The 13433-nt window shown below is 43.3% G+C and carries 12 protein-coding genes; 8 read left to right on the top strand and 4 right to left on the bottom strand.

Features of this window, described 5'->3' with window-relative positions; all coding sequences use genetic code 11:
- Nucleotides 1–28: 28 nt before the first annotated feature.
- Nucleotides 29–1927, bottom strand: coding sequence for an aminotransferase class V-fold PLP-dependent enzyme (locus tag D6V41_RS00515; protein WP_136249540.1), 1899 nt, complete (start codon nt 1925–1927; stop codon nt 29–31).
- 350 nt (nt 1928–2277) lie between these two features.
- Between D6V41_RS00515 and D6V41_RS00520 the strand changes: the two genes are divergently transcribed.
- Complete coding sequence (locus D6V41_RS00520; protein ID WP_136249541.1) at nt 2278–2922, top strand: energy-coupling factor ABC transporter permease; 645 nt, start codon at nt 2278–2280, stop codon at nt 2920–2922.
- A gap of 35 nt (nt 2923–2957) precedes the next feature.
- On the opposite strand, the gene D6V41_RS00525 is transcribed toward D6V41_RS00520, so the two are convergent.
- Nucleotides 2958–3158: a hypothetical protein gene (locus D6V41_RS00525; RefSeq protein WP_136249542.1), complete on the bottom strand. Its 201-nt coding sequence runs from the start codon at nt 3156–3158 to the stop codon at nt 2958–2960.
- 98 nt (nt 3159–3256) lie between these two features.
- Here D6V41_RS00525 and D6V41_RS00530 point away from each other — a divergent pair, with 98 nt between their 5' ends.
- The 3 genes from D6V41_RS00530 (at nt 3257) to arsB (ending at nt 5185) form a co-directional block, all read left to right on the top strand.
- Nucleotides 3257–3589 carry a metalloregulator ArsR/SmtB family transcription factor gene (locus D6V41_RS00530; protein WP_136249543.1) on the top strand — a complete coding sequence of 111 codons (333 nt, stop codon included), beginning with the start codon at nt 3257–3259 and terminating at the stop codon, nt 3587–3589.
- Between the two features lie 68 nt (nt 3590–3657).
- Nucleotides 3658–4128, top strand: coding sequence for an arsenate reductase ArsC (locus tag D6V41_RS00535; RefSeq protein ID WP_136249544.1), 471 nt, complete (start codon nt 3658–3660; stop codon nt 4126–4128).
- Between the two features lie 40 nt (nt 4129–4168).
- Complete coding sequence (gene arsB, locus D6V41_RS00540) at nt 4169–5185, top strand: ACR3 family arsenite efflux transporter (RefSeq protein ID WP_136249545.1); 1017 nt, start codon at nt 4169–4171, stop codon at nt 5183–5185.
- Here the strand turns inward: arsB and D6V41_RS00545 are convergent.
- Nucleotides 5182–5742: a phosphoribosyltransferase gene (locus D6V41_RS00545; RefSeq protein WP_136249546.1), complete on the bottom strand. Its 561-nt coding sequence runs from the start codon at nt 5740–5742 to the stop codon at nt 5182–5184. The genes arsB and D6V41_RS00545 overlap by 4 nt on opposite strands.
- Before the next feature lie 61 nt (nt 5743–5803).
- On the bottom strand, nt 5804–7033 hold the full coding sequence (locus D6V41_RS00550; RefSeq protein ID WP_136249547.1) for a lipoprotein-releasing ABC transporter permease subunit: 1230 nt from the start codon (nt 7031–7033) through the stop codon (nt 5804–5806).
- Nucleotides 7034–7127: 94 nt separating this feature from the next.
- Here D6V41_RS00550 and D6V41_RS00555 point away from each other — a divergent pair, with 94 nt between their 5' ends.
- The 4 genes from D6V41_RS00555 to D6V41_RS00570 all read left to right on the top strand — a co-directional run bounded on the left by D6V41_RS00555 (nt 7128) and on the right by D6V41_RS00570 (nt 13431).
- Nucleotides 7128–7742 carry a PilZ domain-containing protein gene (locus D6V41_RS00555; RefSeq protein ID WP_136249548.1) on the top strand — a complete coding sequence of 205 codons (615 nt, stop codon included), beginning with the start codon at nt 7128–7130 and terminating at the stop codon, nt 7740–7742.
- A 67-nt stretch (nt 7743–7809) separates the two neighbouring features.
- A complete protein-coding gene (gene mfd / locus D6V41_RS00560; protein ID WP_136249549.1) occupies nt 7810–11343 on the top strand; it encodes a transcription-repair coupling factor in 3534 nt (1177 codons plus the stop codon).
- On the top strand, nt 11336–12778 hold the full coding sequence (locus D6V41_RS00565) for a CsiV family protein (protein WP_136249550.1): 1443 nt from the start codon (nt 11336–11338) through the stop codon (nt 12776–12778). The genes mfd and D6V41_RS00565 overlap by 8 nt, the downstream gene beginning before the upstream one ends.
- A gap of 86 nt (nt 12779–12864) precedes the next feature.
- Nucleotides 12865–13431, top strand: coding sequence for a cob(I)yrinic acid a,c-diamide adenosyltransferase (locus D6V41_RS00570; RefSeq protein ID WP_136249551.1), 567 nt, complete (start codon nt 12865–12867; stop codon nt 13429–13431).
- Nucleotides 13432–13433: the final 2 nt, after the last annotated feature.

The following is a 13433-nucleotide window of genomic DNA, read 5'->3' on the forward strand; positions in this document are numbered from 1 at the left end:
TGCAAGCTAGCGCATGAAGGTTATCTGCTTATTGACTCTCACTTAAAGATCGTATTTTTGCGATCAGTTGCGTGACACCATCTTTTCGGCCCTGACTGAAATAAGCGCTTAGTCCCAATTGACGTAAATAACCTTCATAATCAAAAGTGTCAGGCCTAAACGTGTTATCATCGTTGTGATCAGATGAAACGCGATGAAACATAAGCTGGGCGTGTTTGTTTAATAGTACGGCCAATATGCCTCGCACCACTTTTGTGCTGGCATAGGCCTGTAATTCATCAGAGTCGAGCGACTTTGTAAGCCATACCTTCGCTTCACAACCTGAAACTTCATTTTCTGTGCGTCGCGCCCCTTCCGGTAATTCATTCAAGTTTTTGCTAAAGAGAAGCAAAAGCCGATGTTTTGATGCCCAGTCTTTTGCCTCTAGAAAGGCTTGCTCCCAATCCAAATGAAATTCATTTTGTGCAATGTCTTTGCTATGACTGTTTTTGCCATGCCTTGCTTTGCCTTGCTCAGTAAGCGAGACATCAGCACCCTTTTCAGGGATGGCTAAGACCTTATTAAGTGCCGTGATAAAGGTGTCGATATCTTCCATCGAATTATAACAGGCGAGCGATACCCTTAAACAAGCATCAATACCCATTGACGCAAGCAAAGGCATGGCGCAATGCTGTCCAAAACGCAGTGCTATATTGTGCTCATATAAAGCGCTTGCCAGGCTGTAATTATCCTGAATGAGACATTTCGTTTCTGCCTGCAATGATTGCTGTGATGATTGCTGTGATGAATGTTCAGGAAGCAAAATAAAACTCACAAGTCCAATTTCAGGTTCGCCTAATATTTTAATGCGTTTAAAAGACTTCAGTTTGCGTTTTAAATAAGCAAAAAGGGATTTTTCATGTTCGCGAATGGCTTGCATGTTTTCCTGCAAGTATTGGCAGCTTTCAGCAAACGCAAGGACTCCGGCAACATTCTGCGTGCCTGCTTCAAACTTAAGAGGTGCAGGCGCAGCGTGAAAATCTTTAAAGGAGACTTGTTTGACCATTTCCCCCCCTAGCTTGCTCGGATTTAGAGAAGCCAGCAGTTCAGAGCGCCCATAAAAAGCACCTACTCCATTTGGTCCATACATTTTGTGTGCACTAAACACATAAAAATCACAATTTAAGGCTTTTACATCGACCGGCATATGCGTAAGCGCTTGTGTGCCATCAATGACGCTTAATGCGCCTACCGCCTTTGCCTGTTGGCATATTCGCTCTATTGGATAAATCAAACCGAGTACGTTTGAGACATGCGCAATGGCGACTATCGCAGTATCCTTATTAATTTGTGATAGCCACCTGTTTAAGGTGTCTTTGGTAAATAATGAAGTTTGTTGACAGTCAGTGCCTTCTGTTTCAAGCCTCAAAACCTCAATTTCCATATTCAATCGCTTTGCCAGCGCTTGCCAAGGCAAAATATTTGCATGATGCTCACTTTCACAAATGAGAATTTTACGCGGGGCAGACTCATTCGATTTATTTTGTTTGGCGATATGCTCAGGGCCTTTTAATAAATGCAAAAAAGCTTGGTCAATGCCTTGAGCAATAAGATTGATACTTTCTGTTGCGCCACTTGTTAGCACGAGTTCATTTGGATTTGCGTTTATTAGCCCGGCGATAGACGCCCGTGCAGTCTCAAATTTTCCGGTGGCTTGATTTGCCAAGGGGTATGCACTTCGATGAACACTGGCATTTTCATGCGCCTGAAAGTTCTGCTGCAGGGCTATGCTGCTTCTTAATTTTTGCGAAGTCGCCGCGCTATCAAGGTAGATACATGCTGTATTTTGGCTGCTTTGGTCATTGAAGGAATCATGCCCGCCCATGGGAGGATCAATAAAAGTGTGGAGATCAAAAAAAGGAAAATCCTGTCTAAATGGTGATGTCATAAAAAACGCTCTATTTTGCAACGGCGATATTGTAGCATTTTGATAAATTCTGCGACTTAAAAAGTTGTTTTATCAAAAAAGAGCTCAGCGGCTTTATCCTTAATGAATTGAGTCAAACGCAGCTTTATTGAGCAGAGTGAACACTTTTTTACGCTTATCAAAACAAATAATTGCAATGCTGCCCCATTTATCAAACAATTTGTTAAACTCTTAGGCAATTATAAAGCTACAAATTGTGCAAAAATAAGATTCAGCTGTTCTTTTCACAGGTTCTACTCAGATTCTTGTGAACATGAATACGCTATTTAAACTTGCTTTCAATTTGACGAACGTTTTCAAGGGCCTTTGATTTGACCTTTCTGCAAGTAAGCAGCCTCATCGCTTTTATCGTAATTGTTGTATATGTCTGTTTAAAAACAGATTTCAAACAAGTACTTGAAGATAAACCCTTTCAACATAAACTTTTTGGCGCAATCACCTGTGTATTCGTGCTTTGGTTATTTAGAGTCAGTATTTACGATGGCTTGGTTATGCACTTTCTCTGGCTTACATCCTTGACGCTAGTTCTTGGATTTCGATGGGCAGTAATCGCAGCCACCATTGTATTAATAGCCAGTACAGCAATTGGTCAAGATCCAATTGCGATGTTTGGCGTTAATGGCTTATTAGGCGTACTTCTTCCAATATTTTTGACCTACGCGGTTTTCATGCTGACCTTTCATCGCGTACCCCGTAATGTTTTTGTGTATATATTCCTGTGCGCCTTTTTTCCGGGCGCCCTCACGATGATTGTAAAAATGTTAAGTTTAAGTGCCTATTACTGGGTGGATGGATTTTTCACCTGGGATGTCATTGAATATAACTACGCCCAAATGACCATCTTAATGCTTTTCCCAGAAGCGTTTTTCAACGGCATGACCATGACTTGCCTGATTGTTTATAAACCCGACCTGGTTTACACCTTTGAAGATAAGTTTTATATCGATGGGAAGTAAACCAACTTATCCAGGTTACATTTTTTGCTAAAGTTTTAAATTTGTTGTGTTTCATGGAGGTCGTGGCCTTCGCCACGATGACGATTCTTTGTAGTTAACGATGACGATTCTTCGTAGTTAACGATGACGATTCTTTGTCGTAACAATAACGATTCTCTGAGATGCAAATAGTCAAAATAGCAAACAACAACATTTAAGCCCAAAAGAGCGATATCTGCCCATTCCCTTACAAACATGATTTCTCTTCTTAAATTTATATTATCAACCAATGGACATTGACATATGAAATTTCACATATATGATATTTCATATATATGAAAAATGAGATGCCAGTATGAAACCACTCAGTTTGTTTAAATGTTTATCTGACGATACTCGACTCAAATCAGTTCTCATCATAGATGAAGTAGGCGAAGTATGCGTATGCGACCTCATGCAGGCCCTCGAGCTCGAACAGCCTAAGGTATCACGACATTTAGCAGAGCTCAGAAAGTGCAATATTTTACTAGATGAGCGACGAGGAAAGTGGGTTTATTATCAGCTCCATCCTGAATTGGCAGACTGGGCAAAACAACTTATTTCACAAACACGAAAACATAATCTCGCTTACATTAAAGAGGCGCTGAGCAAGCTTAGTTTAGATAATGTATCGTCAGCATGCGGCTAATCAAAGACTAGTCAAATATACACCTGCACTTGTTATGCCATTTTTAACACAACACCTAAGAGAACAAAATGAAAGTATTATATGTGTGTACCCATAATCGCTGTCGTAGCATTTTATCAGAAGCCATAACAAACCATCTAGCCGGTGACCGAATTATTGCAAAAAGCGCTGGCTCTCAGCCATCAGGAGAGGTGCATCCTCTCTCATTAAAATACTTGCAAGAAGCAGGCATTCCAACTCAAGAACTGCAAAGTCAATCATGGGAAGACTTCGACGACTTTGAACCCGACTTAGTGATCACCGTCTGTGATTCAGCTGCGGGTGAAGCGTGCCCTTTGTGGATGGGAAGCTCTTTAAAACTGCATTGGGGTTTAAGCGACCCGTCAAAAGTAGAGGGAGACGAGGACACCATAGCAAATAGCTTTAGAGCCTGTATAGCTCAAATTACCGAGCGTGTAAAAAACCTGCGAGAGTTGGCAGGGAAATCTCTCACCCCAAGTGAGCTTAAAAGTGAATTAAACCGCTTGGGTGCAAAGTAGACACTTTCACATTTCTGTTAACACTATTTGGAGTCAATAAATGGGCTTATTTGAACGCTATCTCTCAGTATGGGTGGGTATCGCAATTTTAATTGGTATTACCTTAGGCAGTGCAGTACCAGGCGTTTTTTCCAGTATCGCAGCTATAGAATATGCACACGTTAATCTTGTTATTGCTGTGCTGATTTGGTTAATGATTTATCCAATGATGGTACAAATTGATTTTGCAGCCATAAAAGATGTAGGTAAAAAGCCTAAAGGGCTTGCTCTGACCTTGGTCATTAACTGGCTTATCAAGCCTTTTACTATGGCATTACTTGGGTGGTTGTTTTTCAAAGTATTTTTTGCCGGATGGGTCGACCCACAAACGGCAAATGAGTATATCGCCGGGATGATTTTATTGGGCGTTGCCCCCTGTACCGCGATGGTGTTTGTTTGGTCACAACTAACTAGAGGGGATGCAAATTACACCTTGGTTCAAGTCTCGATAAACGATGTCATTATGATATTCGCGTTTGCGCCTATTGCCGGTCTTTTATTGGGTGTGAGCGATATTACCGTTCCCTGGGATACGCTATTACTGTCTGTGGTTTTGTACGTTTTAATTCCGCTTGTAGCAGGAGCGCTAACTCGAAAGGCACTGGAAAATAAAGGCGGGAACGCGCGTCTGAACCGTTTTTTGGCGGTATTAAAACCCTGGTCAATTCTTGGTTTACTTGCAACAGTTGTGCTTTTGTTTGGCTTTCAGTCTGAGACTATCATAAGCAAACCACAGGCCATTGTGCTCATTGCAATTCCGCTCCTTATTCAAACTTACGGAATTTTTGCCATTGCCTATTTTGCAGCAAAGCAAATGAAATTGCCGCACAATGTCGCCGCGCCTGCATGTATGATTGGTACATCAAACTTTTTTGAATTGGCGGTTGCAGTGGCAATTTCGTTGTTTGGTCTGCACTCGGGTGCGGCCTTGGCCACAGTAGTGGGCGTGTTGGTAGAAGTACCCGTTATGTTATCCTTAGTCTGGTTTGCTAACCGCACCCGTCATTGGTTTGCCTAATCAAGCAATACGTCAAAAATATCAGCTAACTCGGTTTTCCCTTGCCTGATCTCTTCTGGCGTAAGTCCGGAAAGTTCATGCGGGAATACCAACCAATCGCTGCTCTCATGCACGTAGTAATCAGGAATGAGGGAAGTTTTATTATTACTTGGTTTATACCAGGGAGTGGCGATGCGAATATCTTTTGGCGTATTTAATCGCATAAGCGTATGCACCTGATTGATAAGCGCCTCTACACTTCTGCCAGAGTCAAACACGTCATCCACAATAAGTAATTTGTCGTTCGCATTGGCGTTTTCAATTAAATAATGCAGGCCATGCACTTTGATTTCTTTTGACTGCTGATTAATTCCATAGTACGAAGACGTTCTAACTGCAATATGATCAGTTGGCGCATTTTTATATTCAAAGAATTCTTGCACCGCAATGCCAATGGGTGCACCGCCTCGCCAAATACCTACGATAAAGTCGGGACGAAAGCCATCTTTGTAAGCCTTCGCGGCTACTCTGAAGGAGTCTTGCAGTAAGTCTGCGGAACTTATATATAGTTTATTCACGTTATCTACTTAATCAGTCTTGTTAAAAATAAATGTCGTAACAGCCAGTAAAGTATACCCTTTATTCACTTCTCAGGCTATTTGCAGGCCGAATGCGAGACGCCTTCAAAGCAGGATAAATAGAAACAAGTGCACAAAGCGTGATTGTGCTAATACCTATAACTATTATTTGCTGCCACTGAATATCAACTGGCAGCCCTTGCCCGTTTTCTCCAAAGGCTAAACCGGTATCGAAAAGACGCAGTGCGTTGTTTAGCTGCCAGGCACAGAGCAATCCAAGTAGAATCCCCCCAACACCGCCTTTCAGGCCATTAAAAACACCATTGAGTAAAAAAATCCGCATAATATCTTTTTGTAATAAGCCCTGAGTTTGCAAAATCGCAATATCGCTGCGCTTTTCGGCAACCACCATTACAAGCGCTGAAATGACGTTGAAAGCAGCCACGGCAATGACCAACATCAGCATAAGCGCCATCATATTTTTTTCCATTTTTACCGCATCAAAGAGTGGCCCCTGGCGCTCTCGCCATGTTCGATGCTTCAAATTTTGTTCGCTTAAATATTGCGAGACCGGGGCGAAGGCAAAGGCATCCTGCAGATAAAGACGATTATCAGCAATGTCGCTGGTTTTTTTGCGTAAAAGCGTTGCTGCATCGTCAATATGCATCAGTAACACTTTATCATCCATTTCCGAATTTACGGCAAATAAGCCACTTACCGTAACAAGGCGCTGACTTGGCACTCTTCCAAGAGGCGTATAAGAACTTGCTTCTGTACTAATTACGCGTAACCTTTGCCCGACTCTTACGTTTAATTGTCCAGCCAGTATTTGGCTGATAATAACGTTGTAGCTTCCTTTTTCTAAAGAGAGATAAGACCCCTGCACCATATTTGCTGCGATAATGCTAAACGGCTGAGATAGCGCCGGTTCAACACCTTGCATTAGCAGCCCTTTGAGCTCACTGCGGGACTGAACTAATACTTCACGCTCCGAGTAAGGTACTTGTGCAATAACTTTTGAGGCGATATCGTCAGGAAAGCCAATGTTCAAATCAAATGAAGCTGTCGCTTTTTCTACGTCGGTTGAATGCTCAATGACAATGTGTGGCAAAATACCAAGAATACGCGCCTTTAGTTGCCCCTCAAGTCCATTCATTACTGACAACACTATGATTAACGATGCAATGCCCAAGGCAATACCAACCACTGAAAAGCGATTGATAAAGGCAACAAAGCTTCGATTAGCGGCCGACTGGGAATAGCGCCATGCGATGAAACGGGAAACGGACATAAATAATGCAAAACTCCTTGATTTGCGGTAAGTTTACTATCAAATGCAAGCATATGAACAGCTAAGTTAACGCTAAACTATAAGAAGACGCCATATGACAGCGGACAATTTATCCGAACAGCTTGAGCAATTTAACGCTTTTTATCTCATCAAGCATCCTGTAAAAGTAAATATCGAAGCAGCAACGGAAGCAGACGCTAAGCAGTCTTTGCAAGCGTTTGAGCAAGCCATGCCATACGCTTTTCGCATCGCTTCTCAAATGGCAGAAGTAGAATCTCGCGCTTTGCGGCCTTTTCGCAGCATGGGCGAAAAGTTTGATGAACTTGTGGATTATCTTCAGCTTCAGGCGCAGAAAATGGATCTCATGATGTCCTATATTTTGCAGCAGCAAGATGATCCTGCGTGTCGATTTACGGCGACGAAATTTGGCGGTGGCGGTGTAGTGGTTATACAACCTTCTTCAGTCGCTCTTGGTGATTACGCCACAATCAAAGTATTTGTTGAGAGCGAAGCCGCGGCAGTCTATGCCATCGGTCAAGTTGTCGATTGTCAAACGATCGAAGGCGGTGACGATGAATCTGAGGCTGCGTTTGAAGTCAGTTATGCCTTTGTGCTGATACGCGAAGATGACCAGGAACTGCTGGTTCGCGCAAGCTTGCATTTGCAAACCGCTCAACTGCGTAAAAAACAGGCAAAAAGCGACGACTAAATTCAGTATCCCCGCATTTGCATGTACAATGCGCCCCAATTATTTATCCAAGAGAATTGACTAATACATGTCCTTATTTGATCCACGCCTGGCTGTAATCAATGCGAATAAACAAAACACAGATAGCAAACTCGTTGATCATATAAAGTGGTGTAATCTAAGCGGCGCAAGCAAGAGCCTTGCTCTGGTCAATGCCGCGGCCAAACATGATGGCCCTCTCGTTGTTGTTACACACGACACCGCGCATGCCATGCAACTGGAAAAAGAAATCCATTTTTTTGCAAAATCAAAGCACAAGGCACATGCCAATTTGGATGTGCATTTATTTCCGGATTGGGAAACACTGCCTTACGATGCCTTTTCACCACATCAGGACATAGTGTCCAAACGTTTAGAAACGCTCTATTTACTAAGCAAAAAGTCACCTGGCATATTTCTCATCCCTATTAACACCTTTTTGCAGCGCCAGGCACCCGTGGAATATGTTGGCCAGCATTTGTTGTATTTGTCTAAAGGACAACAGCTTGATGCGACTGAATTTAAACGTACGCTGGAAAAAGCCGGTTATTTGCACGTTTCACAAGTCATGTCTCACAGCGAATTTTCAGTGCGTGGCAGCATAATTGACTTATTTCCAATGGGAAGCGATCAGCCCTTTCGCATCGATTTATTTGACGATGAAATTGATACCATTCGCTATTTCGATACGACATCTCAACGAAGCGGTGAAACAATTGACGATATACGCCTCTTACCTGCCCGCGAATTCCCTACTGACAAAGACGCCATTTCTCTTTTCAGAACGCAATATTTAGATACTTTTGCAAACGCTAACAATGCCGATCAGGAGTCGGTGTTTTATCAGGTGAGCCGCGGCACCATGCCAGGTGGTGTCGAGTACTACCTACCCTTGTTTTTTAAAAGTACCGCTACCATTTTCGATTACCTGCATGAAAACAGCGTATTTGTTTTTGATGAGCATTTAAAAGACGCCTCGGATAAATTCTGGCGTGATTTGCATAATCGCCACGAACAATATCAGTTTAATCTGGCACGACCGCTTCTTGCGCCTGAGCGTTTATACCAAAGCACACAAGACATGCTTGCTACGCTGAAATTATGGCCGAGCATGCAAATCACCAGTAAAACCGGCAGCCCAAGCAAAGGCTTTGAAAACTTTAAATGTGAGCCGCTAAGCAATATTGGCATTGATATGACGGCAACCAACCCCTATCAGGCCATTCAGGCAGAGGTCAAAAAAGCGAAGCAAGCCAAAATGCCGGTTGTCTTTGTGGCAGAATCGACCGGTCATAAAGAAGCGCTTTTGGATATATTGGCAAAAGCGAAAATTCGGCCAGAATTTCAGGCCCATTTTATTGGCGCTGATGATCAAAAGCACAACATGCCTGAAGTCGCTCTTACCATAGGCGGTGTTGAAGATAGTTTTATTTGTCTGGATAAATCGTCGCCCTTGCTACTTGTTACAGAGAAGCAGTTGCTTGGGCATAAAGTTTCTCGGCGCAAGCAAAGCAAGCGCTCAAATTCGGTCGATGAAAGCGCGATTATTCGCAATCTTGCTGAGCTTTCAGAGGGCTCCCCGGTGGTTCACCTAGAGCATGGTGTTGGCCGTTTTATCGGAATGCAAACGCTAGATGCAGGTGGTGTCAGTACTGAATATCTCACCATCGAATATGCCAAACAGGCAAAGCTTTATGTACCCGTATCATCACTGCATTTAATATCACGCTACAGTGGAGGCGAAGCGGAAAACGCACCTTTGCACCACTTAGGCAACGACACCTGGTCAAAGGCAAAGAAAAAAGCCGCAGAAAAAGTTCGTGACGTTGCTGCGCAATTACTTGATATTTATGCAAAACGTGCAGCTCAACCAGGCTTTGCCTATCCGATTGACTGGCAAGAGTACCAAAGTTTTGCAGACAGCTTTCCATACAAAGAAACGGAAGACCAAGAGCGTGCCATCAATGCAGTGTTACAGGATATGGGCTCGCCAAATGCGATGGACAGGCTGGTGTGTGGCGATGTTGGATTTGGTAAAACCGAAGTGGCGATGCGCGCCGCATACATTGCTGCTGCGCATGGTAAGCAAGTGGCAATATTGGTTCCCACCACCCTGCTCGCTCAGCAGCATTATGAGAATTTTAAAAACCGCTTCTCGCAGTTTCCTTTTACCATTGAGGTTATGTCTCGTTTTGTAAGCGCCAAAGACCAGCGCTTAACCGCAGAGCGCATTACAAATGGTCAGGCGGATATTGTGGTTGGCACACACAAGTTACTGCAAAAAGATATACAGTTCAAAGACTTGGGGCTAGTCATTATTGATGAAGAACATCGCTTTGGCGTAAGGCAAAAAGAAAAGTTTAAAGCCCTTAGAGCCGATGTTGATATTCTCACGCTCACTGCCACGCCAATCCCAAGGACGCTGAATATGGCGCTCAGCGGCATGCGGGACTTATCGATAATCGCAACCGCCCCGGCCAAGCGTTTGGCGGTCAAAACCTTTGTTCAGCGTCGGCACAATGATGTTATTCGAGAAGCCATCATGCGCGAGATACTGCGCGGTGGTCAGGTTTATTTTTTACATAATGAAGTTAAAACCATAGAAAAAACAGCAAGGGAAATTGAAGAAATTGTGCCCGAAGCTCGCATTGCTATTGGACATGGACAAATGCGTGAGCGAGAGCTAGAAAATGTGATGAACGATTTTTATCACCAGCGATACAATGTACTCGTTTGCTCCACCATTATTGAAACCGGCATAGACGTAGCCACAGCAAATACCATTATTATGGACCGAGCGGACCATTTAGGGTTAGCCCAGTTACATCAATTACGAGGCCGAGTTGGTCGCTCTCATCATCAAGCCTACGCCTACTTGCTTACGCCTCATCCCAAAAGAATGACAAAAGACTCGCAAAAGCGCCTTGACGCCATTGCCTCGCTTGAAGATTTAGGTGCCGGATTTGCGCTTGCTACACACGATTTGGAAATTAGAGGTGCTGGTGAATTACTCGGTGATGATCAATCCGGTCAGATAAATGCGGTTGGCTTTAGTCTTTACATGGACATGCTAGAGCAAGCGGTTGAAGCTTTGAAAGAGGGCAAAGAGCCCAGTTTGAGCGACACCTTGGGTAAGCAAACCGAAATTGAATTGCGACTACCTGCACTTATCCCTGAAGATTACATTGGCGATGTGAATGTGCGTTTATCGCTATATAAAAAGCTGGCCAGCTGCAAAACGCAAGACGATATTGATGAATATCAAATCGAGCTTATTGACCGCTTCGGGCTGTTACCTGAGGCAACCAAAAATTTGGTGACTTTGGCGAGCTTGAAGCTGATTGCCAATCAGATTGGTATCAATAAGATTGAATTTACGGAACTTGGCGGTTTACTTGAGTTCGAAGCAAATACAAAAGTTGACCCTGGCTTTTTGATACAGCTGATCCAAACCAAACCCAATGAATATAAATTTGATGGTCCTCAGCGCTTGAAAGTATTGAAGAAAACTTCTGCTAACAAGGAGCGAATAGAATTGGTACACTCATTGTTAGAACGATTGCTAAAGGAATGCCATGGCTAAGTGTAGCCCTACAATTAAACGCCCCATAGGACACATTGCCAAGCGCGCTGTTTTGCTCGCCAGTTTGCTTCTCACAGCATTGAGCCTTGGTTTAACAAGTTCCTCTTTGGTGTTTGCCCAGTCTGGCAAGCACGCTGTTCCGGTTGACAGTGAATGGTGGTTTGACATTGAATTAATCGCGTTTAAACGCGAAATTTTGCCTAATCAGCCCGAGGATTTTTCAGAAGCTGACTTTAATTTTACACCAGCCCTTCCCTTTGACCTATTCAGTATTCCGTTGCTTAAGGCTTATAATCCCTATTTTCGCCTTCAGGCCAGCTTAGCCTCATGTGACATCAGTGACAGCAACGAAAGCGACAATGCAAACAAAATCCATGACGGGTACTTTAATCCAATACCCGCCATAAAATTTATGCCTCAGTTTACCCTTAAGGTAGATAGCATGTCTGCGCTGCTTGATAAAGAAATTACGCCACGCCCCTTGCGCAGAATAAATCAGTTTCTTGAAGATGCGGCAGAGTTCGGTGAGTTTATTTTACCAATAGAAAATGCCGTACTCTATGCTGATAATAGAACGGCAGATTTGTTTGAGGTCAGCACCAATGCCGCAAGTATGAGTGCAGATGTGCATTGGTTTTTATCTGCATATAATACATCTTTTGATATCCAAACAATTTACATACCAGAAAAGCTACACCTTAAGTGTTTGGACCCGCAATTAACGCCTCTGGTATACGAGCCATTTGAGCGCGTGCCCGAAAGTTTTTTTGCGAGCAAAGCTTATCAATTTGGCAACCACGCTATATTACAAAGCGAAGCAAAATACCTAAGCGATTATGCCAAACGCTTATTCTCCCAACGAGACATTCAGCCACTAATTTACACCGCCTGGAGACAGCCGGTTGTTTTTGGTGAGGATAAGGCAAGTTACTACAAAATCCTTGCAGGTGAGCGTTTAAAATCAACTCCCGCTCAGCAAAGGCCAGAATTGGCAGGTAGGGTCAGCTCAAAAAGCATCCTTAAGGCCGCTAACGCTGATGCCGAAGACGAAAACGCGCCATCAATTTCTGAAATATTAAACTCGCTACAAGCGTCGCTTCGCACACCTAAACCAATCGAGTGGGATGAACAAAACGAAAGTGAAAAAGCAAGTAACGAAAACGAAGAGAACTTTGAACATTTTGAGCTTGAAGGCCTGTTTAAAGTGTATTTGGAATATGTAAGCCGCGTTCCGTACTTACATATTGATAGCGAGTTTAAACACTATCGCGTCAACATCGAAGCAGATGGTGAAATGTCACTTCAACAATATCCTTTTAAGCAACGGCGCCGCATTATCAGTAAACAAATACATTACTTCGATCACCCTGCTTTTGGTGTGCTAGTTCGCTTGGAACGCTATGAAAAACCCGACGTGATTGATATTGAGAATTAGCGGTGCCTGCGAAATGTCAGTGTGTAACTAACTGGCAATGTGGCAACTCGCACTAAAGCGCAAAATAACAATAACAGGTTCAGAGTATGAAAATATACACAAAACAGGGAGATACTGGAAAAACCCAGGTCTACACGAAAGACATATTACGTGTTGATAAAGATGATGCGCTTTTAGAATGCTACGGTACGCTTGATGAGTTAAACGCAAATTTAGGTTTGAACCTTGCGCTTTTACGGCAACTGAAAAGCGAAGATGCGAGTCAAGTTGCACAAACTGCAGGCGATTTACCTGCATATGCAAGTGAACTTGAGAGTATTCAAAAGCACCTATTTTCCATCGGTTTTGCCTTGTCGGATTCGGCGCAATTGCAAGACGAATTGGTGGAGCAACTTGAGCTTTCAATCGATAGCATGCAAGACATTTTAGCGCCTCAAACCAAATTTATTCTACCCGGTGGCCATCCTCTTGCAGCTCAACTCCATGTTGCCCGCACAATTGCGCGGCGAGCAGAGCGCCGGTTAGTAACGCTATCTAAGGTGCACGACGTGCATCCTATTGCAATACGCTTTATAAATCGTCTATCAGATTATTTATTTGTGCTTGCCCGACTGGCAAATTTAAAACTGAATGTCGAAGATATTGAGATATAAGG

The sequence above is a fragment of the Ningiella ruwaisensis genome (assembly GCF_004798935.1).
Lineage (GTDB): Bacteria > Pseudomonadota > Gammaproteobacteria > Enterobacterales > Alteromonadaceae > Glaciecola > Glaciecola ruwaisensis.